This window comes from Candidatus Izemoplasmatales bacterium (assembly GCA_041649275.1).
In the GTDB taxonomy this organism is placed as follows: Bacteria; Bacillota_I; Bacilli_A; order Izemoplasmatales; family Hujiaoplasmataceae; genus UBA12489.
On sequence record JBAZNL010000001.1, the window covers coordinates 530,741 to 554,433 of the forward strand.

The 23,693-nt window shown below is 59.7% G+C and carries 24 protein-coding genes; 4 read left to right on the top strand and 20 right to left on the bottom strand.

The window, feature by feature from the left end; genetic code table 11:
* Window position 1 precedes the first annotated feature (1 nt).
* The 7 genes from WC509_02505 to tsaE form a co-directional block, all read right to left on the bottom strand.
* Complete coding sequence (locus WC509_02505) at window positions 2-2,197, bottom strand: UvrD-helicase domain-containing protein (GenBank protein ID MFA5006321.1); 2,196 nt, start codon at window positions 2,195-2,197, stop codon at window positions 2-4.
* A gap of 236 nt (window positions 2,198-2,433) precedes the next feature.
* Window positions 2,434-2,652, bottom strand: a complete 219-nt coding sequence (locus WC509_02510; protein MFA5006322.1) for a hypothetical protein — start codon at window positions 2,650-2,652, stop codon at window positions 2,434-2,436.
* A 2-nt stretch (window positions 2,653-2,654) separates the two neighbouring features.
* On the bottom strand, window positions 2,655-4,298 hold the full coding sequence (locus WC509_02515) for a glutamine--tRNA ligase/YqeY domain fusion protein (GenBank protein ID MFA5006323.1): 1,644 nt from the start codon (window positions 4,296-4,298) through the stop codon (window positions 2,655-2,657).
* A 38-nt stretch (window positions 4,299-4,336) separates the two neighbouring features.
* Window positions 4,337-5,332 (bottom strand): tRNA (adenosine(37)-N6)-threonylcarbamoyltransferase complex transferase subunit TsaD, encoded by a 996-nt coding sequence (gene tsaD, locus WC509_02520; protein ID MFA5006324.1) that lies wholly within the window; start codon window positions 5,330-5,332, stop codon window positions 4,337-4,339.
* Between the two features lie 16 nt (window positions 5,333-5,348).
* Window positions 5,349-5,798 carry a ribosomal protein S18-alanine N-acetyltransferase gene (gene rimI, locus WC509_02525; GenBank protein ID MFA5006325.1) on the bottom strand — a complete coding sequence of 150 codons (450 nt, stop codon included), beginning with the start codon at window positions 5,796-5,798 and terminating at the stop codon, window positions 5,349-5,351.
* Window positions 5,795-6,403, bottom strand: coding sequence for a tRNA (adenosine(37)-N6)-threonylcarbamoyltransferase complex dimerization subunit type 1 TsaB (tsaB, locus tag WC509_02530; protein ID MFA5006326.1), 609 nt, complete (start codon window positions 6,401-6,403; stop codon window positions 5,795-5,797). Before tsaB ends, rimI begins: the two co-directional genes overlap by 4 nt.
* On the bottom strand, window positions 6,360-6,821 hold the full coding sequence (gene tsaE, locus WC509_02535; GenBank protein MFA5006327.1) for a tRNA (adenosine(37)-N6)-threonylcarbamoyltransferase complex ATPase subunit type 1 TsaE: 462 nt from the start codon (window positions 6,819-6,821) through the stop codon (window positions 6,360-6,362). Before tsaE ends, tsaB begins: the two co-directional genes overlap by 44 nt.
* A gap of 204 nt (window positions 6,822-7,025) precedes the next feature.
* On the opposite strand from tsaE, the gene WC509_02540 reads away from it, so the two are divergent.
* From WC509_02540 to WC509_02555, 4 genes are all read left to right on the top strand, one after another.
* Window positions 7,026-7,904 carry a diacylglycerol kinase family protein gene (locus WC509_02540; GenBank protein MFA5006328.1) on the top strand — a complete coding sequence of 293 codons (879 nt, stop codon included), beginning with the start codon at window positions 7,026-7,028 and terminating at the stop codon, window positions 7,902-7,904.
* A 191-nt stretch (window positions 7,905-8,095) separates the two neighbouring features.
* The gene (locus WC509_02545; GenBank protein MFA5006329.1) at window positions 8,096-8,740 is read left to right on the top strand and encodes a cobalamin-dependent protein; all 645 of its coding nucleotides are present in this window, start codon (window positions 8,096-8,098) and stop codon (window positions 8,738-8,740) included.
* Entirely contained in the window at window positions 8,737-9,903 is a 1,167-nt protein-coding gene (locus WC509_02550; protein ID MFA5006330.1) for an FtsX-like permease family protein, read from the top strand. Before WC509_02545 ends, WC509_02550 begins: the two co-directional genes overlap by 4 nt.
* Window positions 9,896-10,585, top strand: coding sequence for an ABC transporter ATP-binding protein (locus WC509_02555; GenBank protein MFA5006331.1), 690 nt, complete (start codon window positions 9,896-9,898; stop codon window positions 10,583-10,585). The genes WC509_02550 and WC509_02555 overlap by 8 nt, the downstream gene beginning before the upstream one ends.
* A 66-nt stretch (window positions 10,586-10,651) precedes the next feature.
* Here the strand turns inward: WC509_02555 and WC509_02560 are convergent, their stop codons facing one another.
* From WC509_02560 to WC509_02620, 13 genes are all read right to left on the bottom strand, one after another.
* Window positions 10,652-11,989 (bottom strand): glucose-6-phosphate isomerase, encoded by a 1,338-nt coding sequence (locus tag WC509_02560; protein MFA5006332.1) that lies wholly within the window; start codon window positions 11,987-11,989, stop codon window positions 10,652-10,654.
* Between the two features lie 116 nt (window positions 11,990-12,105).
* Entirely contained in the window at window positions 12,106-12,438 is a 333-nt protein-coding gene (locus tag WC509_02565) for a S1 RNA-binding domain-containing protein (GenBank protein ID MFA5006333.1), read from the bottom strand.
* 90 nt (window positions 12,439-12,528) lie between these two features.
* Window positions 12,529-13,023 (bottom strand): phosphatidylglycerophosphatase A, encoded by a 495-nt coding sequence (locus WC509_02570; protein ID MFA5006334.1) that lies wholly within the window; start codon window positions 13,021-13,023, stop codon window positions 12,529-12,531.
* 11 nt (window positions 13,024-13,034) lie between these two features.
* Complete coding sequence (locus WC509_02575; protein MFA5006335.1) at window positions 13,035-13,268, bottom strand: NifU family protein; 234 nt, start codon at window positions 13,266-13,268, stop codon at window positions 13,035-13,037.
* Between the two features lie 14 nt (window positions 13,269-13,282).
* A complete protein-coding gene (locus tag WC509_02580; GenBank protein ID MFA5006336.1) occupies window positions 13,283-13,567 on the bottom strand; it encodes a YutD-like domain-containing protein in 285 nt (94 codons plus the stop codon).
* A gap of 96 nt (window positions 13,568-13,663) precedes the next feature.
* Complete coding sequence (gene ispF, locus WC509_02585; GenBank protein ID MFA5006337.1) at window positions 13,664-14,155, bottom strand: 2-C-methyl-D-erythritol 2,4-cyclodiphosphate synthase; 492 nt, start codon at window positions 14,153-14,155, stop codon at window positions 13,664-13,666.
* Window positions 14,152-14,805 (bottom strand): 2-C-methyl-D-erythritol 4-phosphate cytidylyltransferase, encoded by a 654-nt coding sequence (gene ispD / locus WC509_02590; protein ID MFA5006338.1) that lies wholly within the window; start codon window positions 14,803-14,805, stop codon window positions 14,152-14,154. Before ispD ends, ispF begins: the two co-directional genes overlap by 4 nt.
* 46 nt (window positions 14,806-14,851) lie before the next feature.
* Entirely contained in the window at window positions 14,852-16,024 is a 1,173-nt protein-coding gene (locus WC509_02595; protein ID MFA5006339.1) for a PAS domain-containing protein, read from the bottom strand.
* Window positions 16,025-16,051: 27 nt separating this feature from the next.
* Window positions 16,052-18,400 (bottom strand): hypothetical protein, encoded by a 2,349-nt coding sequence (locus WC509_02600; GenBank protein ID MFA5006340.1) that lies wholly within the window; start codon window positions 18,398-18,400, stop codon window positions 16,052-16,054.
* Between the two features lie 94 nt (window positions 18,401-18,494).
* Window positions 18,495-19,244, bottom strand: coding sequence for a DNA integrity scanning protein DisA nucleotide-binding domain protein (locus tag WC509_02605; protein MFA5006341.1), 750 nt, complete (start codon window positions 19,242-19,244; stop codon window positions 18,495-18,497).
* 101 nt (window positions 19,245-19,345) lie between these two features.
* Window positions 19,346-19,807 (bottom strand): GtrA family protein, encoded by a 462-nt coding sequence (locus tag WC509_02610; GenBank protein MFA5006342.1) that lies wholly within the window; start codon window positions 19,805-19,807, stop codon window positions 19,346-19,348.
* Complete coding sequence (locus WC509_02615; GenBank protein ID MFA5006343.1) at window positions 19,800-20,726, bottom strand: glycosyltransferase family 2 protein; 927 nt, start codon at window positions 20,724-20,726, stop codon at window positions 19,800-19,802. Before WC509_02615 ends, WC509_02610 begins: the two co-directional genes overlap by 8 nt.
* Window positions 20,692-23,670 carry a hypothetical protein gene (locus WC509_02620; protein MFA5006344.1) on the bottom strand — a complete coding sequence of 993 codons (2,979 nt, stop codon included), beginning with the start codon at window positions 23,668-23,670 and terminating at the stop codon, window positions 20,692-20,694. The genes WC509_02615 and WC509_02620 overlap by 35 nt, the downstream gene beginning before the upstream one ends.
* Window positions 23,671-23,693: the final 23 nt, after the last annotated feature.

Here is a 23,693-nt window from a genome sequence, read left to right on the forward strand (position 1 = left end):
CCTACGCTTTCTGGATCGATGGGTGGTCCTTCATCAGGATCTTGATCCCGACGGGCGCCTTGAAGGCGATCGTCGCCTTGTCGGAATCGATCATCACGACGATTCCCTCGCCGAAGACGGCGTGCTTCACCTTGTCGCCGATGGCGAGCCGGAGGCCCGTCGGGACATAGGACGGCGCGGCCGCCGGCCGAAGTTCGGTGACGCGCGGTTCCGGCTTCGGGAATCCGAATTCGGACCGCACCTTCGGTTTCGACAGACCCTGATGCTCGATCAGGGCGTCGTCGATCTCCGCGAGGAATTCGGAATCCGGATTGTCCTGGTAGCGCCCGTACATCAGGCGCTGCTGGGCGTTGGTGATGAAGACGCGTTCCTTCGCCCGGGTGAGGGCGACGTAGAAGAGACGGCGTTCCTCCTCGACGTCGGCGCGTTCGAAGAGCGACTGCGAAGAGGGGAAGAGGGTCTGTTCGAAGCAGGTGAGGAAGACGACCTTGAACTCGAGTCCCTTGGCGGAATGCATCGTCATCAGGCTCACGAAGTTGTCGTCGGCGAGCTCGTCCTCGGCCTCGGCGCGCAGCGCCAGTTCCGTCAGAATCTGCACGAGCTTGTCCATGTTGGTGATGTTGCCCATCTCCTTGAGCTTCTCCAGGAGGATGGTCTTGAACTCGGATAGGTTTTCGCGCCGGCGTTCGGCCTCGAGCATCTGCTCGGCCGTGAGCGCATCACGCGAGAGCATCGCGTTGTATCCCGAACGTTCGAGGACGGCGTCGTAGGTCTCGAGCAGGTTCCTGTTCTCGATGTCGCCGCGGATCTCGTCGATCGCGGTGCGAAACGCCTTCAGCTTTTCGGCGGCGGCCTTTCCGACGATGCCGGAAAGGTCGTCGTCGATCAGGTCCATCAGCTTCAGGTCGGCGCGGACGGCGGCCTCCTTCATCTTCTCGAAGGTGGTCTCGCCGATCCCGCGCTTGGGTTCGTTGTAGATGCGGGAAAAGGCGTAATCGTCGCCTCGGTTGACGATCAGCCGGAGATAGGCGATGACGTCCTTGATCTCCTTGCGCTTGTAGAAGGAGAGGTTCCCGATGACCTTGTGGGGGACGTTGTACTTGAGCATGACGTCCTCGAAGCGGCGGCTCATCGCGTTGTTCCGGTAGAGGATCGCGAAATCGCGATAGGTGATCCCGCCGAGCTTGACGAGGGTGCGGATCCGGTTGTAGATCCAGTAGGCTTCCTCCTCGTCGCTCTCCGCCTTGAAGTGGACGATCCGCTCGCCCTCGCCGAGGGTCGAGAAGAGATCCTTCGGAATGCGGTTCCGGTTGTGCCTGATGACGGCGTTGGCGGCGTCGAGGATCGTCGAGACGGACCGGTAGTTCTGGTTCAGGATGATCTTCGTATGCTCAGGAAAGTCCTTCATGAACTTGCGGATGTTGGCGATGTTGGCGCCGCGGAAGGCGTAGATGCTCTGGTCCTCGTCGCCGACGATGAAGAGGTTCCGGTGTTCCTTCGCCAGCAGGTAGACGAGGTCGTACTGCAGGTCGTTCGTGTCCTGAAATTCGTCCACGAGGATGTAGGAGAACCATTCCTGGTACTTCTTCAAGACTTCCGGGAACTCCCGGAAGAGTCTGAGAGGCAGCACGAGCAGGTCCTGGAAGTCGACGAGGTCGTTGTCCTTCAGAAACTTCTGATAGCGTTCGAAGATCTCGCCGATCACCTTGCGCCAGGCGGGCTGGGCGAGTTCGATCGTGTCGGGATCGGCCTTCGCCTCCTCGATCATGCCGGCGATCGCCTTGGGCGAGAACTTCTTCGGGTCGAGGTCGAGTTCCTTCATCACGTTCTTGACGATGACGAGCGAGTCGTCGTCGTCGAGGATCTGGAAGTTGTCCGCGTAGCCGAGATGGTGGATGTCGAAGCGGAGGATCTTCGCGCCCATCGCGTGGAAGGTGGAAAGCCAGATGCCGTTCAGCGGCAGATCCGTCATTCGAAAAACGCGGCCGCGCATTTCGTCGGCCGCCCTGTTCGTGAACGTGATCGCCAGGATGTGGTTCGCCGGGATCCCGATCTCGTCGATCAGATAGGCGATCCGGTTGGTGAGCACCCGCGTCTTTCCGGACCCGGCTCCGGCGACCGCCATGACGGGACCGTGGACGGTCCTGACGGCGAGGGCCTGCTGCTCATTCAGTTGGTCGAAGATGCCCTTGCCCATGCGTCATCACCTGTCAATATTATACCATAGGGACGTTCTCCCGGAGCGACAATGATGTGTGATTTTTTCAATTTTCTTCGTTTTAAAGGAGTCTTTAAAGACTCCTTTTCAAATCGGTTTGACATCCGACTGTCGCCTCCTCGACCAGCGTACCGCGTCCTCGCAGAAAGCTGACGGACGGAGCGCTCGCGGAGATGAAAACGGATTCCCGTCGAGGGAATCCGTCCATGGGGGTTTTAACGTTCCGGCGGTTTGCGCAGGGCGAGCGCGGCGACGATCGCCAGGTGCAGCGAGAACGCGAACAGGACGAGGAAGGCGAACGCGAACGCGATCCCCCGGCCGAGGGTCCAGCCGGCATTGCCGCTTAGGAGCAGAACGACGTTCGACACCAGTCCGGCGACACTCGCGAGCGCGATGGCCGCATAGACGACGAGTTTGAGAATCGTCTTCTTCATCGTCACTTGAAACTCGACTTCAACTCGACGATGCGGTTGAAGACGAGCGCTCCCGGCTTCGAGTCGTAGTCGACGGAGAAATATCCCATGCGGACGAACTGGAACTTGGTCTCGACCGCCACGTCCTTCAGGTTGGCTTCGACGTAGCCTTTCGCCTCGTTCCACGAATGCGGGTTCAGACGGTCGAAGAGCGGCCGGTCGGAATCGGAGTCGACCATCAGCGGTTCGAGCAGGTTGAACGTCGCCTTAAGCGCCGTCGCGGCGTCGACCCAGTGGATGTTGCCGTTGGGCTTGCGGGCGTTGAAGCCGGATCCGGAGCGGGTCTCCGGATCGTAGGTGCAGCGCACCTCGACGATCTCGCCCGCGTCGTTCTTCACGACGCCGACGCATTTCACGAAATAGGCCTGCATGAGCCGGACCTCGAGACCGACCGACAGGCGCTTCCAGCCCTTGTCGGGAACGTTCTCCGAAAAGTCCTCCCGTTCGATCCAGACGTGCTTCGAGAACGAGACGGTGCGGGATCCGAGGTCGGGGTTGTCGCCGTTGTTCGGGATCTCGAAGGTCTCTGTCATCCCGTCGGGGTAGTTCTCGATCGTCAGCTTGAGCGGATTCAGGACCGCATGGGTGCGCAGCGCCTTCGCCTTGAGGTCGTCGCGCAGGCAGTTCTCGAGCATCTCCGAGGAGACCGTCGAGTTGATCCGGGAGAGCCCGGTGCCGAGCACGAAGTTGCGGATCGCTTTCGGAGTATACCCGCGGCGGCGCAGGCCGACCAGCGTCGGCATGCGCGGGTCGTCGTAACCCCGCACGACCTTCGCCTCGACGAGTTGCTTGAGGTATCTTTTCGACATGATCGTGTTGGTGATGTTGAGACGGCCGAACTCGTACTGGTGCGGGACGTGCTCCATCTCCGCCTTCTCGACGAACCAGTCGTAGAGCGGCCGGTGGTCGACGTATTCGAGCGAACAGAGCGAATGGGACACCCCTTCGATCGCGTCCTGGAGCGGATGGGCGAAGTCGTACATCGGATAGATGCACCACTTGTCGCCGGTGTTGTGGTGGGTGACGTGGAGGATCCGGTACATCACCGGGTCGCGCATGTTGATGTTGGGGGAAGCCATGTCGATCTTGGCGCGGAGCGTCTTCTCGCCGTCCGCATATTTGCCGGCGCGCATTTCCTCGAACAGCCGCAGGTTCTCCTCGATCGAACGGTCGCGGTTGGGGGAAGGACGACCCGGCTCCGTCAGGGTGCCGCGATGAGCGGAGACCTCGTCGGCCGACAGGTCGCAGACGTAGGCGAGGCCCTTCTTGATCATCCGTACCGCGCGGCGGTAGGTCTCTTCGAAATAGTCCGAACCGAAGAAGACGGCGGCCGGCTCGTAGCCGAGCCACTCGATGTCGCCCTTGATGGCTTCGACGAACATCGCGTCCTCCTTGACCGGATTGGTGTCGTCGAACCGGAGGTTGGTCTTCCCGCCGAACATTTTCGCGAGCTCGAAGTTGGTGATGATGGCGCGGGCGTGACCGATATGAAGGTAGGCGTTCGGCTCCGGCGGGAAGCGCGTCAGGATCTCCTTGACGCGACCGGACGCGAGGTCTTCCTCGATGATCGACTTGACGAAATTGGATGACATATCCATTGAAATCACCTTCGCTGACTGGAATATGATTCTATTTTACTTGATAATCACTTTAATGCAAGGCGGGAATCGCCGTTCAGATACAAATCGTCCGTGGCGCCGTATTTCCGGAACTTGAAATAGCCGGCGGCGGCGATCATCGCGGCGTTGTCCGTGCAGTACTTCATCGCCGGGAAATATACCGGGACGTCGGTGATCGTCGCGGCCATCTTCGCACGCAGGCCGCGGTTGGCGGCGACGCCGCCGGCGACGATGACCTGCTTCACGCCGTATTCCTTCGCGGCGCGTTTCGTCTTCTGGCAGAGGACGTCGGTGACGGCGTCCTGGAAACTCCGACAGAAATCCTCCTTGACGATCGCTTCCCCGCGCTGGACCATGTTGTGGTGGGTGTTGATCACGTGGCTCTTCAGCCCCGAGAAACTGAAGTCGTAGCCGGGGACGTCCATCATCGGCCGCGGGAATCCAAAAACGTCCTTCCCGAGGGCGGCGAGCCGGTCGACGACGGGTCCGCCCGGATAGGGCAGATCAAGGACCCGTCCGACCTTGTCGTAGGCTTCGCCGACGGCGTCGTCCTGGGTTTCGCCGAGCTTGACGAAGTCGAAATGCCCGTTCATCAGATCGAGTTCGGTGTGCCCGCCCGAGACGACGAGGGCGAGGCAGGGGAACTCGAGCGGACGCTCGAGGTTGTTGGCGTAGATGTGGCCCGCGATGTGGTGGACGCCGACGAGCGGGATCCCGAAGTTCATCGCGACCACCTTGGCGGCGTTCACGCCGACGAGCAGGGACCCGATCAGTCCGGGACCGTTCGTGACGGCGACGAGGTCGACGTCCTCGTAGCGGATGCCGGCCTGCCGGATCGCCTGGTCGAAGACCATAGAGACCCCCTTGACGTGTTCGCGGGACGCGATTTCGGGGACGACTCCCCCATATTCCTGATGGATGTCGATCTGGGACAGCACGACGTTCGAGAGGACCTCGCGACCGTCCTTGACGACGGCGACGGAAGTCTCGTCGCAACTGGATTCGACGCCGAGTACGTACATGGTTCTGGCTCCGTTTCTAACGAATGTTGAGCAGCATGAGATCGGCGTCTTCGCCGTTCTCGTAGTATTGTTTCCGTACGGCCACCTTGACGAAGCCGTATTTCGCATAGTAGGCGATCGCGGCGGCGTTGGTGGGGCGCACCTCGAGCGTCAGGGTGTTGCATCCGCGACTCTTCAGGAAGGCGATCGCGAATTCCATGAGAAAGGCGCCGAGGCCGACGCGACGGTGTTCCGGGACGACGTAGATGTTGACGACCTGGGCGAGCGGCGGATCGACCCAGAGAGAGACATGTCCGTAGAATTCGCACGTGTCCTCGTCTTCCATCACGAAGTAGTGGGCGAAGGGATTTTCCGAGAGTTCGGTCGCGATCGTCTGTTCACCGAGGGAATGGCCGAGGATGCGGCGGTCGGCCGCGACGATCGCGGGAATGTCGTCGGCCGACATGAAGCGGATCGCCGGCTTCATGCGTCCGCCTTCTTGCGCTCCGCCTCCGTCACCTGCAGGTAGTTGGGGACGAGCGCGTGGATGTCCTCGATCGTCTTTGCCAGAGTCGAGTTCAGGATGCGGACGGGATCGGGGGTGCCGGCGAGGCGCAGTTCGTACGGTTCGCCGATCCTTCCCCGGAAGATTTCGACGTTTTCGAGCGTGTCGGGCGTCAGTTCCTCCATCGTGTTCTGGTCGATCCGATACAGTCCCATGAACGCGTTGCCGCGCCGGGCGTCGACGAACGGCAGGACGACGCCTTCCGGAGCGCCGGATGCGAGGAGCGCGAGCGAAGAGACGGAGCGGACCGGGGTCCCGTTCAGGTAGCCGATCATCTTCGCGATCGAGACGCCGATGCGGACGCCGGTGTAGGATCCCGGACCGATGCCGACGACGATCTGATCGAGGTCGCGGAGCCCGATGCCGAGCCGCTTGAGCATCGCTTCTAGAAGCGGCAGGATCGTCACGGAGTGGTCGTTGTCGCCCACCTGATAGACGGAATCGGCGACGACCCCGTCGATCACGACGGCCAGGTAGACATGCCTAGTCGCGGTATCGAGAAACAACGTCTTCGACGATGGGTTCATAAGCGCCCTCCCCTTCGATCCGGATCTCGCGGGTGTTTTCGCCCGTCGCCCGGATGTCGATCGTGATCAGTTCTTGCGGCAGCATCGCCTTGACGTAGGGGTACCATTCGATCACCGCGACGCCGTCTCCTCCGATGAACTCCTCGAGACTCCAGTCGTAGCCGATCGTCTCGAGACGGTACACGTCCATGTGGTACAGCGGCAGTCCGCCCTTGTAGATCTTGAGGATCGTGAACGTCGGCGAGTTGACGACGTCTTTGATCCCCATGGCCTGCGCCAGGTATTTCGTGAAGGTGGTTTTCCCGCTGCCGAGATCGCCCGCGAGTCCGATTACGAAACCGGGTTTCGCATGCGCCGCGACGGCGGCGGCGAAGCGTTTCATATCCGCCAGATCGGCGATGTGGATGATTTTTTCCATGACTGATTCCTTTGTGTTTTCTCTACCGAACATTATACCACGAAACGTCGGTTTCGACCCCGCGATCCTTCCGTTCGCTGCAGGTCGGATGAAGGCGCGGGTTTGTGTGGCGAATCTGTAGAAAACGTCCGTTGATATGCGATTTATGATATAATAGAGTCTCGTAATGCGCTTGACCCATCGCGAACCAAGGAAGGTGCCCCGATGTATCTGATCATCCACAATCCCCTGTCCTTCAACCGCAAGTCCAAGTGGACGACCTCCAAGATCGTCAAGTTCTTCCAGAAGAAGGGCATCCCCTTCATCCTCCGGTCCACCTTCAAGATCGACGACCTGCTCGGGTTCCTGAAAGCCAATCCGGCGGTCACCGACATCGTCTACTGCGGCGGTGACGGTACGATCAACTACATGATCAACCACGTCGACGTGGGCGCCGTCAAGGCGAACATCCACTTCGCCCAGAGCGGTTCTGGCAACGACACCCTCCGCACCCTCAAGCCGATGAAGCGGGCCGACGTCCGTCTCGGTCGCGCCGTGACCGAAGCCGGCACTGTCGACTTCATCAACGGCTGCGGGATCGGCGTCGACGCCGCCGTCTGCCATTACGTCAACGCCGACAAGCACAAGAACAAACTCTCCTACTTCATCAATGCCTTCAAGGGCTTCTCCGGTTTCAAGCCGATGAAGACGACCGTCGAGGTCGACGGCGTCAAGCACGAGTTCGAGAAGACCTTCTTCGTCGCCGTCCAGAACGGCCGCTATTTCGGCGGCGGGATGAAGGCGACGCCGGATGCGGATCCGGAAGCCGAGACCTTCCAGATCCTAATCGCCCACAGCATCTCGCGCGCACTGATCTCGTTCCTCTTCATGACGATCTATTCGGGACTCCACCTGAAGTTCAAGAAGTACGTGACCCTGCTCGTCGGCCGGAAGATCCGGATCGCGACCGACTCGCCGCAGTATTTCCAGAACGACGGCGAGGTCCTCGAGCACGTCTCGACCGTCGAGATCGCCAAATCCAAGACGCGGACGTTCATCGCCTTCGACAAGGCCGTCATCGCCGCCGCGAACCTCAAGAAATGACGTCCATGCCCGCCGCTTTCGGCGGGTTTTTTCTACTTTCGACTTGAGAAACCGACGGATTCGTCGTATCATCGAAGCGGATTCCGACATCCCGATGCGTCGCTGTGCATCTCGCTTGGCGCGACGGGCCGTTCAGGGTATAATTTCATAGAATGATTCGCATATTTAGTGATGAAAAGGAGTGATCCATCATGAAATCCATCTACGACCGCTTCGCCGAATTTCTGAAGAACGAGGACAAGGCCGGCGCCGTCCGGTACGCGCTCGAACTGCTCGAAAGCGGCTCGATCGCGGTCTCCGACCTGTACGAGATGATCCTCGGACCGGTCCTGAACCAATTCCATTGCCCCGAGAACGACGAGTCCTGCATCTGGCGGGAGCACGTCCGCACGTCGATCGTGCGCGCGATCGTCGAAATCGCCTATCCGTACGTGCTGAAGGCGAAGGAAGCGCCCGGATTCGTCTCCGTCGGGAAGAAGGCGCTCGTCGTCTGCCCGCCCGAGGAATACCACGAGATCGGCGCCCGGATGGCCGCCGACTTCTTCGAACTGGCCGGTTTCGAGGTCAAGTTCGTCGGTGCGAACACCCCCGTCCGCGACATCCTCGCCGCCGTCCGCTTCTTTACGCCCGACGTCGTCGCCCTCGGCGTCACGAACTACTACAACCTCGTCAAGACCTATGAACTCGTCGAACGGATCCGGGCGGAGCGTCCGGACGTCCGGATCGCGCTCGGCGGAAACGCCTTCCGCGATCCCTCGCACGTGAAGTGCGTCGGCTGCGGCGACGCCGTCCAGTCCTTCCGGGATATCGTCGCGCTCGGGGAGAAACTCCGATGAGGCTGGCCTTCAAGATCGCGCTTCGCTTCCTCAGGTCGAGCCTCGGCCAGACGATCGGAATCGTCCTCGGCATCGGCGTCGGCGTCTCCGTCCAGGTCTTCATCGGATCGCTCATCACCGGTCTACAGGCCTCCCTCCTCGACAAGACGATCGGCAGTTCCTCGCAGATCACCGTGCAGAAGACGGAAGCCGAGGAGTATATCGCCGACTACGCCGACTATGTCTCCTTCATCGGCGGACTCGAGAACGTCGAGGCGGTCGCCACGACGCTCGACGCGAACTCGGTACTCTTCACGGAGAACCGTCCGGTGATCCTGCGGGGCACCGATCTGTCAAAATCGGATGCGATCTATCGTCTCTCCGAGAAACTCGTGCAAGGACGCCTCCCCGAAGCCGACTTCGAGGTCATCGTCGGCGAGAGCCTCCTCGTCGAATTCGGCTACGAGCTGGGCGACGTCCTCGACATCTACAACCCGCCGACCGGCAGCGGCGCGGACGAACACACCTTCGTCACGATCGTCGGCACCTTCGACTTCAAGGTCCAGCAGACCAACGACACCCTGATCGTCACCACGCTTCCGACCGTCCGCGACGTCCTGAACGTCGGCGACGTCGTCTCGACGATCATCATGCGGCTGGACCAGGAGTTCGATTCGGACCTCGACGCGGCGACGATCGCCGCCTACGTCGACGATCCCTCGATCGAGGTCGTCGACTGGAAGAGCCAGAACGAATCGCTGCTCTCCGGCCTCTCCGGCCAGACGGCATCGTCGCTCATGATCCAGGTCTTCGTCACCCTTTCCGTCGTCCTCGCGATCGCGAGCGTCCTCGCGATCACCGTCCTCCAGAAGTCCAAGCAGGTCGGCATCCTCAAGGCGATGGGCATCAAGGACCGCGACGCCAGCTTCATCTTCCTTTCGGAAGGCATGATCCTCGGCGTCTTCGGTGCGATCGTCGGACTGCTCCTCGGCCTCGGCCTGCTCTTTTCCTTCACCACCTTCGCCCTCAATCCGGACGGCACGCCGGTCGTGCCGATCCTGATTGATCCCGGCTTCATGGCGCTTTCGGCGCTGATCGCATTCACATCCTCCTCGCTCGCCTCGCTGATCCCGGCGGGCAAGTCGAAGAAGATCTCCATCATCGAGGTGATCAAGAATGGCTGACAACGTCATCGAACTGCGCCACGTCGAGAAGATCTACGGATCGGCGGTCAAGACGCAGGTGCTCTTCGACATCAACCTCGCCTTCGAGAAGGAATCCTTCAACTCGATCATCGGCCAGTCGGGATCGGGCAAGTCGACGCTCCTCAACATCATCGGCACGCTTGACAAGCCGACGAGCGGCGACGTCCTCGTGAACGGCGTAAAGACGACCGACCTCTCGAAGGACGAGCTCGCCTCCCTCCGGAACAAGACGATCGGCTTCATCTTCCAGTTCCACTACCTGCTTCCCGAGTTCACCGCCTACGAGAACGTCCTGATGCCGGTCAGGATCGCCGGCACGCCGATCACCGATGAGATCCGGGCGCGCGCCGACGAACTGATGGCGCTCGTCGGGCTGACGAAGGTGAAGGACAACCTCGCCGTGAACATGTCCGGCGGCCAGCAGCAGCGCACCGCGATCGCCCGCGCGCTGATGAACCGTCCCGAGATCATCCTCGCCGACGAACCGACCGGCAACCTCGACTCGGACACCACCGAGCAGGTCTATGACCTTCTGCGCGAGATCAACCGCAAATACAAGACCACGTTCGTGATCATCACCCACGACCGCCGGATCGCCGAGAAGGCCGACCGGATCGTCGAGGTGAAGGACGGGAAGATCCGTCTCGACATTCGCAAGTAGCTTCGCCGATCGAAAAAAGAGCGTCCCCGCCGATCCATCCAGGATCCGTGCGGGGACGCTTTGGTTTTACTTGTTCAGCTTCGCTTCGAGTTCGGCCTTCAGTTTCTCGTAACCGGGCTTCCCGAGCAGGGCGAACATGTTCTTCTTGTAGGCCTCGACGCCGGGCTGGTCGAACGGGTTGACTCCGAGGACGGAGGCGGAGACGCCGCAGGCGTATTCGAAGAAATAGACGAGCTGGCCGAAGGCGTAGGGGGTCAGTTCCGGAATCGAGAGGACGATGTTGGGTACCATGCCTTCCTCGTGGGCGAGGAGGGTACCTTCGAAGGCCTTGTTGTTCACGTAGTCGACGGTTTTTCCGGCGAGGTAGTTGAGGCCGTCGAGGTCGACCTTCTCGGTGCCGATCGTGACTTCGCGGCGCGGTTGCTCGACCTTGAGGACCGTCTCGAAGAAGATCCGACGTCCGTCCTGGACATACTGGCCGAGCGAATGGAGGTCGGTCGAGAAGGCGGCCGCGGCGGGGAAGATCCCCTGGCGGTTCTTGCCTTCGGACTCGCCGAAGAGCTGCTTCCACCATTCGGAGAAGGAGTTGAGCGCGGGCTCGTAGTTGACCATCATCTCGATCGCCTTGTTCCCGCGGTAGAGGAGGTTGCGCACGGCGGCGTAGAGGTGGGCGTCGTTCTTGAGGACGGAGTTGGTCGCGTAGGCCTTCTTCGCGGCCTTCGCGCCCTTCATCACCTGGCGGATGTTGATGCCGGCGGCGGCGATCGGAAGCAATCCGACGGCGGTGAGGACGCTGAAGCGTCCGCCGACGTCGTCAGGGACGACGAAGGTCTCGTAGCCGCGTTCCTCGGCGAGTTTGCGGAGCGCTCCCTTCGACTTGTCGGTGGTGGCGTAGATGCGTTCCTTGGCGCCTTCGATTCCGTATTTCGTCTCCAGCAGGTTCTTGAAGACGCGGAAGGCGATCGCGGGTTCGGTGGTCGTGCCCGACTTGGAGATCACGTTGACGGCGAAGTCCTTGTTCGCGAGATAGTCGACGAGGTCGGCGAGGTACGACGAGGACATCTGCTGGCCGGCGAACACGACCTCGAGCTTCTTCTTTTTTTCGAAGTACGGCGTCAGCATGTCGATCGCCGCCTTGGCGCCGAGATAGGAGCCGCCGATGCCGATCACGACAAGCACGTCGGCCTGGCGGCGGATCTTCTTCGCGGCGAGTTCGATGCGGGTGAACTCGGCCTTGTCATAGGTATCGGGCAGCGACAGCCAGCCGGTGAATTCGGCACCCTTTCCGGTGCCGTGGGTCAACGCGCGCGCGGCCACGGTGATTTCCTTCTGAATCTGCTTGAGCGCCCCTTCCGGGACGAAGGCGAGCGCGCGGCTCGCGTCCAATCTGATGTATTTTTCCATGAAAAATCCTCCGATTCATACAAAAAGCATTAATTATTATATCACAACCGGTCCGTTTGCATCAGAAATTCATCCGATGAAACGCTTTCGGCGCGGAAAGGAAAAGCGGCGGATGCTCATCCGCCGCCCTTGCGATGTCGTGCGATCCAGATCGGGAGCATTTCCCCGAGCGGCTCGAATCCGCTCTTCAGGACGATCGTCACGTACTTCTTCCGATGCGCGCGGTTGGCGCGCTTGTAACTGAGACTGACCTTGCCCTCCTCGGTGAACCCCAGGACCTCGAGCTCGACGACGTCGCCGACCTTGAAGAAATCGTCGATGCGACGGACGAAGCCGTCGCTCACCTCGGAGATGTGGACCAACCCGTCGACGTCGCCGTCGAGTTTGACGAACGCGCCATACGATTTGATGCCGGTGATCCGTCCCTTGACCAGATCCCCTTTGTCCATGTCCATTAACCTCGCGATGGTTGCTTGTTTTCAGTATAACACATGCGTCGAACGATGGATACAAAAAACCGCACCCCGAAGGGCGCGGTTTCAGAGGGCGCTGTTGTGGGCGACGGAACTCGCGGCGGCCGCGGCGACGGCGCCGATGATGTCGTCCATGAAGGTGTGGCACTGGGACGTCTCCTTGCCGGCCTTGTCGAGCCGGCCGATGATCCCGGGCTTCACCTTGTCGACGTAGCCGAAGTTGGTGAGACCGATCGAACCGTAGAGGTTGCAGATGGAGAGCACGAGGATCTCGTCGATGCCGTAGAGCGGGTTGTCCTCGTTCACGAGCGTCTGGAGCGGCTCGGAGAGCTTGCCCTGTTCCGCGAGCATGTCGAGTTCGACGCCGGTGAGGATGGCGTTGTGGACCTCGCGCTTGGAGAGGACGCGGTCGACCGCCTCCTCGCAGACGGCGAGGGTCAGGTCGGGGATGTATTTCTTCTGCAGGTCGTAGACGATCTGGGTGATGTCGGCGATCGCGACGCCGCGTTCCTGAAGGAGTTCGAGGCAGCGGGTCTTCATGTATTCCTTGGTGACGATCATGGCTGTTCCTTTCAGACGTGCTCGACGCCGATGACGCCGGGGACGCGTTCGAGGAGCGTGTCCTCGACGAGTTCGCGGAGGGTGCTTTCGAAACCGCCGCAGCCGACGCAGGCGCCGGACATCTCGATGTAGACGATGCCGTCCTCGAAACGGACGAACTTGACGTCGCCGCCGTCGCGCTGGATGTAGGGACGGACGAGATTGATGACGGTGTTGATCTCTTCGATGATCTGTTCGTAGGTCATGGGTCTCTTGCCTTTCAGGAATCCCGCTTCGTGTTCGGATCGAAGTGCGGATTCTTCAGGATGTAGTAGGGACAGTTGAGCGCGCAGGATTCCATCAGGTAGTCCGGAACCGTCTTCACGCCGTTGATCCGGCCATTCTTGGTGAAACCCTTGAGGCGGAGCATGCCCGAGGCGTAGTCGCCGACGAGGTAGGGATAGACGTTGAAGACGTCGAGATAGCGCTTGTTGAAGTCGTCCAGGATGAACGCGTCCCGGTGGTTCTTGATCAGTTCGAATTCTCCGTGTGCCGTTTCGAGCATGTCCTCATCTCCCTTGGAGTGCATTACTATTGTACCACATTTCGCCGAAAAGCAAGGATTTCATCCTTCGGCAAGGAAAACGGGCGTTCCCGCCCGTCACAGCATCATGAACATGTCGGTCTCGAGCAGGACGACCGCCTCGCAGACGATCGCCTTGCCCTCGCCGACGATCCCGAGGCCCTCGAAGGTGGTCGCCTTGACGGAGATGCGGGACGGCTCGACGTTCAGGATGCCGGCGATGCGCCGACGCATGTCGTCGACGTACGGCCGCAGCTTGGGCGCTTCGAGCGAGACCATGCAGTCCAGGTTGGAGACCACGTAGCCCTTCTTGTCGATGTAGTCGAAGACTTCCTTCAGGATCAGCGCCGAATCGTAGTTCTTGTACTTCGGGTCGTCGTCCGGAAAGAACTTGCCGAGGTCGCCGAGCGCGAGCGCACCGAGGATCGACTCGGCGATCGCGTGCAGCAGGCAGTCGCCGTCCGAGTGCCCCAGCGGCCCGTACGGGGCGTCGAGACGGATTCCCCCGAGAATGAACGGCCGACCGGAAACGAGCGGATGGATGTCCTTCGAAAAACCGATTCTGATCATATGATATCCTCCAGCAGCTTGAGATCCGACATTGTGGTGACCTTGAGGTTGCCGTAGTCGCCCTCGACCAGCGTTACCGGTTCGCCGAGGCCGGCGGCATAGACCGAGGTGTCGTCCGTGAACGGGACCGAAGCGCCGGCGCATCGATCGTGCGCAAGTCGGATCTTCGACGTCGGAAACACCTGCGGAGTCTGCAGGGCATAGGTCGTATCGCGATCGATGGATCCCGTGATTTGGCTGTTTTCCACCGTTTTCAAAGTATCTCTGACCTTGACTCCGAGCGTGAGCGCGGGCGCTTCGGTGAGAACCGCCTTGAGCCGGTCCAGATCCGCCTGACGGAGATTCGGACGCGCGGCGTCGTGGATGAAGACGACCTCGTTCTTGATCGTGACGAGTCCGTTTCGGACGCTTTCCTGACGACTCGCGCCGCCGGGGACGAAACGCACGCGGCGGTCGCCGCACAGGCGCTTCACGTCCTCCTCCTCGGCGGGGGCGTGGACGATCACGACCTCGTCGAAGTCGGGATCGGCGAGGAAGGCGTCGACGCCGTACAATAGCATCGCCTTCCCGCGGATGAGGCAGAAGATCTTGTTGTAGGACAGGCGCATCCTGGTGCCGCCGCCGGCGGCGACGATCAATGCCGAATACATGGAATCCTCCTGGCCGTATGGGTTCGCGTCGATGACGCGGAACGGTTCATTCGCCGAAGATCGAATAGTTCTTCTTGGGGTTGCGGATCGCTTCTTCGAGGGCCTTGTTGGCGAGGCTGACGTACTCGTTGAGCGAGTAGGTCGACCACGGTTCGTGCTTGATGACGCCGAGGTTGGGATAGACCACCTGCTGGATGCCGCCAATGTTGATCATCAGGTTGATGAGTTCGCCGCCGCTCTGCAGGGCGCGGAGGAGCACGTCGTATTTGCGCTGTTCGCGGATCACCAGGGCGAACTGGATGCCGGTGATGCGGAAGATGCTGTTGACGTCCTTGGCGAAGTGGTAGCGCATCTTCTTGATGTATTCGGCGATCATCAGGTTGCCGACGTCCCGTCCGAAACGGGCGTTGACGTCGGGGATGTTGGTGAGTTGGATCATCACGAGGTAGAACGTCTCGGGCTCCTTCAGGATCTGTGTCAGATACTGCACGAGCTGCTGTTCGGTCGGTACCGAATCGAGTTCGTGGATCAGCGTTTCCGGAAACAGCCTCATGTCGATCGCGCGCGTCGACGCGACGACCTGGACCTTGCCGCCGAACTCGAAGGCCTTTCCGCGCTCCTCGACCCAGACGACCCCCGAGGGCCGCAGAACGCGGTACTTGATGTCGTAGGAGGGGTTCTTCTTCGATGCCTTGCGGATCGCGGACAGATACTGGGCGCGGTCGTCCTGATGGATCAGTTCGGCGTATTCGTCGAGCGTGAACTCGCTCTTCTCAAGCTCGCCGATCTTGCGGAATTGATCTGTCACGAACAGCGTTCCGGCTTCCGCGTCGTGGAAGGCGAGGGCTTCGTTGAGCAGACCGATCGTCGAAATGTAGCGCAGCCGCAGGAGTTCGGAAGCGTCCTTGACCTCGTCGAGCTCCTTTTCGAGTTCGAAGAAATCGTAGTCGGTGAGATTGCGGGTGATGCGGATCTTGGATCGGAAGCCGACCGCGAAGACCACGGTCGCGGCGAGCGCGAAGAGTTCGTAGTAGAAGTTGAACTGGTCGATCGTGAGGAAGGGGATCCAGGACGGTGCGAACGTCATGATCGGATAGGGGGCGAGCACAATCGGGAAGAGGATCAGCTTCCAGATCCGCCACTTGCGGTAGGCGATCGAACTGGCGACGATCAAAAACAGGGACAGACCCAGTTCCACGTAGATGAGGATATCGTTCACGGCATCAGCCCCTTTCCGTCCGAGACGTCATTTCTTGATGTTGGTCTTCACGTACATCCACGGATAGTAGTAGGTGAGGAAGATACCGAAGAAGACCAGATTGTAGAGCACGGTCACGTAACGCTCGCCGGACACGTAGACGTACCCGAGGATCGTGAAGAAGATCAGCGCCCAGACCAGGTTCAGGCCGTTGTTCACGACCTTGAAGAGGTTGGTCGACGCATAGTCGCCGCGCACGTCGTACCGGTGGAAATCGTACACGATCGGCCGGTCGACGAGCCACGAGACGAAGAACGCGAGCCCGAGTGCGCCGAGCAGCGGGTCGTCGCGGAGCAGGTGGTTGAAGGCCGGCCAGACGGCCGCCGCCACGGTACAGGCGACGCCGAGGCCGAGCAGACCGTACTCGAACCAGCTGATCTTCTTGAAGAGGACGAACTTGAGATAGACGAACGCCCCCGAGAGCGCAAGCGCGAACGGGGCGATCCAGATCATCGGCAGCCAGTTCGTCAGCAGCGCGGCGACGCTCCACACGATCAGATGGGCGAAGAGGATCTTGACGCCTGCGAAATAGACCTTGGTGGTCGGTTGGTAGGGCGGCGCTTCCTCGTCCTGGTAGTCGTCGAGCTTGAACGCGGCGACGACGTCGTAGAGGTCGGTCTCGCGCCCCTGGTACTTGAATCCGCCCGACTCCATCACTTCCTGAAGCCCGACCTTCTTCATGAGAAGGTCGGCAAGCTTGTCGCTGGTGGAGTAGATCGTCACGTCGGGCTGGACGTACGCGCCGCGATGGAGCGTGATGTTCCGATCCTTCGTGCGGACGAAGTAATCGCTTTTCCCGATATGGAAATTGATGTGCCGCTCCGTCTTGCCGAGGGAGGGCGCGTCGTAGTTCTGGCGGATCATCATCATGATCTCGTCGTTGGAAAGCGATCGGAAGGCGTCGTCTTCGCCGAGATAGAGCCGCTCCTCGATCTGGTCGGCGCAGTTCAGGGCATTCTGGAAGATGCCGAAGAGTCCCGCCTCCGGGCGGAACCAGCGGCCGACGAGGTAGAGGTTGTCGAGGATGCGGGAAGCCTCGCCCGATTCGATCTCGATCTGCCGGTCGATCGACAGTCCCTTGCGGACGCCTTCTTCCGAAAGCATGCCCGTGAGCGGACGGGGCTCGGCGAGTTTCGTCGCGACGACGTACTTGCGGAATTTGGGGAACGCCGGCTCGAGCAGGCCGAGGATGCTTTCCGGGGTGATTTCGGTTCCCTCGTCATAGACGAACCCGCATGCGACTGCGGCGTTCTTGGCGGCGGCCGCCTCGGGATCGACGATCTTCTGGTTGAAGAGGCGGACGATCGCGATCAGGGCGGTCGGATCCGCGACGAACTGGTAGTCGTCCTCCTCCATGCCGGCGGTCGCCGTCTTGGCGGACAAGCCGATCACGAGCGTGCCGAAGCGGCGCTTGGGCGACAGGTTCGGGTAATAGCGTGCGAGGGACGCGCGTTCTTCGGCGAGTTCGGGCAGGTATGTTTCGTAGAAGGCAAGCGGATCCGCGGCGGCGACGAGATACTTGGCGGCGATTTCCTTGCCGTTCGCATCCAGCGCGCGCACGACTTTGCCGCCCTGGGCGGAGAGGGCCTTCAACTTGCGGTTCTGGACGATCTTCGGGCTGACGATCTGAAGTTTGGCCAAAAGCGATCGGACGAGTTCGTCTTCCGAGGTCAGTAAATGGAAGTAACCGTCGCTCAGCCCGTTGAAGAAGGCGATGAAGAAGTTGTAGCAGGACACGTCGTCGATCGGAAGTCCGTTGATCTCGGCGAAGAGCAGAAACTCGCCGACGAGTTCCGGATCCGAGAAGTACTTGTGCAGCAGTCCGGCGAGGCTTCGGTCTCCCCACTCGATCATCAGCGACGTGATCGTGTAGTCGGTATTGGCGAGCAGACCGTCCTGCTGGGCGCGATAGTTCTGGCGATGGCGTTCGAGGTCGTTGAAGAAGCGGTGGATGCGGTCGCGGCTCTTCGGATAGCGCCGCACCAGATAGATCATGAACTGGTCGAGCCGGACGACGCGGCGGCGGATCGAACCGTCGGCGGCGACCACGGCGTCGGAGACGGCCGGAAGGAACCTGACTTCCTCTTCGAGACCGAACGTCGCGAGATACTGCGCGAACAGTCCGCCCTTCTCGAGGGCCGGAACCGGCGGCAGCAGGGGACTCCTGAAGCGGAACTTCTCGCCCGATTCGGATACCGCTTCTTCGGTGTCGCGACGCGCCGGACGGGCGCTTGCGTCGGCGAAGACGATGACCTTCCTCATCTTCCGTGCGAGGTAGAGGGCGATGGCGAGGGAACCGACGTCGGCGCCGACGACGAGAACGTCATAATGTTCCATTATAGCCCTCCTTCCGGGGTCGTTTTTCTGTCCCGATTATATCATAAAGCGGGGTAAATGGAAACCGGAGAAAAGAAAAAGTGCTTTCGCACTTTTATCGGATCTTGAGGTATTTTTCAAAATAGAGGTTGAGCGTTTCCTTGCTGACGTTGTAGTCGATGTGGCGGTTGATCGTGACGCTGACGTACCCCGTCTCCTCGGAGACGACGATCGTCAGTGCGTCCGTCTGTTCCGAGATGCCGATGGCGGCGCGGTGGCGGGTCCCGTAATGCAGGGGAAGGTCGGTGCGGTCCGTGGACGGATAGTAGGCCTTCGCACAGAGAATCATGTCGTCGCGGATGATCACGGCGCCGTCGTGGAGCGGCGTGTTCGTGAAGAAGATGGTCGCGAGCAGTTCGGACGTGACGGGCGCGTTCACCATCATCGCCTTGTTCACGTAACCGGACATCTTGATGTCGCGCTCGACGGAGATGAGGGCGCCGATCTTGCGGGCGGAGAGATAATCGACCGCGGTCGACAGTTTCGCCGCGAGATCGTTATTGGTCTTCGAACCGGACCGCGACCTGTTCTTCTTGCCGACGCCGATCTTCTTCATCACCGTGTTGATCTCGTTGATGTACATCATTACGAGGATGTAGACGGCCGGTGCGAAGACGATCAGTTTGACCGCGAGGTCCACGCCGACGAACGGCTCGGCGATCAGATGATAAAGCGTGGCGACGAACAGCGCGACGAGCAGGATCTTGAAGAGGCGGATCGCCTTGTGGCTGACCTTCGTACGCAGTACGAGCAGGAAGATGGCGTACAGGTACGAAATGATGAGAAGCAATTCGAAGTTGCCCATGGGATCACCGCTTTCGGATGAGATGCCAACGTGTCGAACACATCGACTCTATTGTACTATAATTCCGTCCGGTTGCCAATCGCTGACGGCGGATTTGTCTTTTAGCGGATCCGCTTTCCGCCGAACCGGCGGTACGCCGCGTCGAGCGCGAAATAGGCGATCGGGATCATGATCGCAGAAGACATGACCGGTGTGATCAGCTTGGCGATCGGCACGGTTCCATAATCGATGCCGATCCCGGTTTCGACGACATAGTTGATCGCTTCCGCGAGACCCATCGTGACCAGCATCCGGATCAGGAAGACGGTCATCACGACGCCAAACTGGGAGGCGTTCCGGGACTCCGGCTTGAACGTGAAGAGCGCGTTCGCGAAATACGAGAAGATTGAGGCGACGATGAAGCCGACGCCCCTCGCGACGAAGACGACGTCAGGAACCAGAAGATCGAAGAACAGCAGGTAGACGAGCGAGTCGATCGCGGTGTTGACGACGCCGATGATGCCGAAGGTGAGAAACTTGCGGGTGAGGAAATGCGTCTTGACGAACCGCCAGATCCTATTCAACGTCGATTCCCTCGGACGCTTCCTCGATCAGATAGTGGGGGCGGTCGAGAACCTGACGCCTGATCTGGTAGAGCAGATAGAACAGACCGTAGGCGACCAGATCGAGAAAGAGGAACGCGACGATGATCATCGCGGAAATGAAGAACGCCTCGAACGCAAGGACGCCGACGGCGAAGAGGGCGACGGCGGCGGCCGCGAGCAGAAGTCCGAGGAGCAGTCCGAGCGCCGGCAGCACCATCATGACGTTGGAGAACTGGTTCATGCCGTTGAACCCGTAGCGGAACAGGCTCCTGAAGCTCCAGCTGCTCTTGCCGCGGACCCGGGGAATGAAATCGTACTCCAGGCAGATCCGTTTGTATCCGACCCACGAGAAGATTCCCTTCATGAAACGGTTCTTGTCCTTGATCTTCAGGAACGCGTCGATCACGACGCGATCCAGAAGCTGAAAGTCCTTCGCGCCGTTGTCGAGCGGACGGTCGGCATAGCTGTTGTAGAAGCGGTAGTAGAGGTTGGCGAAGAACGCGCGCATCTTCGGTTCGTTCTTGCGCGTGCTGCCCTTGGTATAGACGATCCGGTAGCCTTCCTTATGGAAACGGATCATCTCCGGAATCAGCGAAGGCGGCTGCTGCAGGTCGCAGTCGATGATGATCGCGGCGTCGCTGTCGGCGATGTGCTCGAGGCCGGCGTGCATCGCCGCTTCCTTTCCGAAATTGCGCGAGAAGGAGATGTACCGGACGCGCGGATCTTCCGCCGCGACGGCCTTGATCTCATCGAGGGTCGCATCGCGGGATCCGTCGTTCACATAAAGGATCTCGTAGACGTAATCGGGATCCGTCAGGTGCTTCACCGTCTCCTCGAAGAACGGGCGGACGTTCTTCTCTTCGTTATAGGATGGAACGATGATCGTCAGTTTCTTCATGTTCGGTTGCCTCCTTGGTCGGCTCGGTCCGTCTGCGTTTGCCGCGCCGGATGAGATAGGGGATGAGGAACACAAGTGCGTAGATCGCGGTCGAGGAAGCGGTCGCGAGCGCCCCTTGGGGAAGTCCTTTCGGCTCGAACCGGAGCGTCAGGGAGATGTCGGCGACGCCGTGGGGGATCACGATGCCGAGAAATCCACCCGACACCGACAGCGTCTCGTAATCCTGACCGGACGTGATCTTCCACTCTTCCGAATACGCGACCGGAATCATGACGATCTGGTCGAAGTCGGTATCCGACGTGCGTTGGTATGACAACCTGATCGTGCCGCGCTCGATCGCCATCGTTTCGCCGTCGGCGGCGCTTCCGTCCGCATATTGGTCGTAGGCGGTCAAGTCGTCGATCACATAGCGGATGGATAGATTGAACGGATTGGCATAATTGTACATGTCGTTGGTCTTGAACACGTACATCCGTTCCGGAATCGTGTCGAAATAGTAATACCCTTCGAAGCATTCCGTTTCGTTGTCGAGTTCGTCGACCACGAAGACGCGGTCGAACGTGAGCGAACTGTACATCTGGAAGTAAAGCATCCCGGAATCGCGGCTGAAGGCCACGTTGTCGAAGTCGTACACCAGATATGCGGCGCCTCCGATCGCCCTTTCGAGACGATACTGAAGGGTCTTCGGTTGATTGAAGGCGGCGTTCTGCTCGAAATAGATGGCGACCGGTTCGAGCCAGAATTCGCACTTGACCTGATGCGTCAATCCCGACACGACTTCGCAGTCGTCCCGGTTGCCGTTCTCGAATTCCATGAAGACCTCTCCGTAGTCGAGCGGCGTGAGCGAACTCACGTTGATGTAGATGGCGCCGGTACCGAATCCGATATCGAGCGCATCCTCGTCATAACGATAGAAGGCGCGTTCCGTCGGATCGGCGATGCCGGCGGTGGTCACGAGCGTCGCCGACGACTCGCTGCGATGGGCGTTCAGCGTTTTGACCGTTCCCTCGTTCGCCGGCGTGGCGCGCAGCAGGTTGTATGATGTCGCGTCATAGCGTTCTCCGTCGATGAGGACGTGCATGAGCAGGAGCTTCTGCGTCGCGATCTGCGTATTGATCGAAGAGAAGTTCTGGAAATCGTCGTATTCCATGTAGGATTCGTAGACCTGGAACGGTTCCGCATCGGCGATTTCATAAAGGCGATAGGTGTCGTCGCCGGCGACATAGGTGAAGTAGGCGCTATCCAGCGTGTAGTTCTTGACGGCGGAAACGAGGACGTAGCGGTAGCCGAGAAAATGGTTCAGATACAAGGCGAGCGTGTCCAGTTTCCGCTTCGTCTGGTATTCGCCGCTATATCCGCAGGCGTCGAACAGCAGGCAGCCGATCCCGTTGGTCTCGGCATCGGTCCACGAATGGAAGATCTCGGTGTTGGTGGGGAAGGAGGTCATGCGGTTGAAGTTGAGCTGTTCGACGTCGAAGCGCGACAAGTCGACGTACACCCGGTAGAATTCGTCCCGTTCGAGATGATCTTCGAGGAAAGCGTCGATCGAGTGCATCGATTCGAAGGTGTCGATCTTGTTCGCGATCGAGAAGGGGCCCGAATACGCGTAGACGACGGCGACGAGGCATTCGACCCAGAAGACCGTGCGAATCCATCGCCTCTTGCCGATCCACCCGAAGACCAGCACGAGCACGAGGAAGACTGCGGCGACGCCCATCAGGATCGTATCCGCCGTCATGATGTCGCGGCTTGCATAATATGTATCGATTCCGAGTTTCTCGATATAGTAATAGATCAGGAAGCCGACGAGACCCAGAAGCAAGGACAGCGGGATCGTGAGCCAGCCCATCTTCTCCGTCTCGAATCCGTGTTCGTCGAACACATAGGCGAGGATCATCGTCTCGACCAGAGGCATCATGTTGATCCAGCGCGTGTACGGGGAATCGGTAGTGCCGGAAAATACGTAGGAAAAGATCGGGAAGAAGATCAGAACCAACCCGAATGGAATCAATACCTTATAAACGCGGGCGATGCGTCCGCGCATGAACCAGATGTAGGACATGAACGCCATGCCGACGATCGTGATGTAGAGCGAGACGTGTTCGAGTCCGTAATTGTTCTCGAACCCATAGAAACCGATGCCCTTCTGTTCTGTGAAAATCTTGGCGAGGACGCGGATGTAGATCTCCGGCTGGAACAGCTTCAGTTCGTACCCGAACACCTCCACGACCCAAGCGTTGAAACTACCCTCGGTACGGTAGGTATCCTCGAGTATGAAAAGAATGCTCGGATAGAGGATCACGCCCGCCATCGCGACGCCCAGAAGGATCAGTCCGAGGAATGAGACGCCGTCACGGAGAAACGGCCATACCTTGTTTCCGGGCCGCTTGAGGGCCTCGACGACGTAGAGCACGCTCATGAACGCCATCGCGCTGTATGCGAGATAGAAATCGTAGAATACAAGAGCGCATGTGAACAGTGGCACGACCCATTTCTTCCCGCGGAAAAAGTACTGAATCGCGACGAGGGCGGCGGGCAGGTAGAAGGTCAGTGAGAGGAACACCGGGAATGCCATGAAACTGACGGATCCGCCGCTCACGAAGTAGACGATGCCCATCCAGAAAATGGTTCGGTTCTTCATACCCGTCATCCGAAGATAATATGCGAAAACCATGACGCCGGCCCAGATCTTGATCAATTCCGTCGTCGAGTACGCCAACTCCGTCGGAAAGACATAGCTGAGCAGGAGCGTGATGAAGGTGAAGATGTCAAGGGGGATGTAGTAGACGTCGGAGAAGAAGGAGGCGCCGAGATAGTTGTTCAGATTGAAGAAAGAGAGCGTTCCTTCCTTGATCTGGTCGATGAAATCGCACATGATGCTGTAGTACTGGATGATGTCATCCGAGAAGTTGTTGTAGAAACTGTTGCGTGTCAGGATAATCATCGTCTGGATGATGAACAGGACGG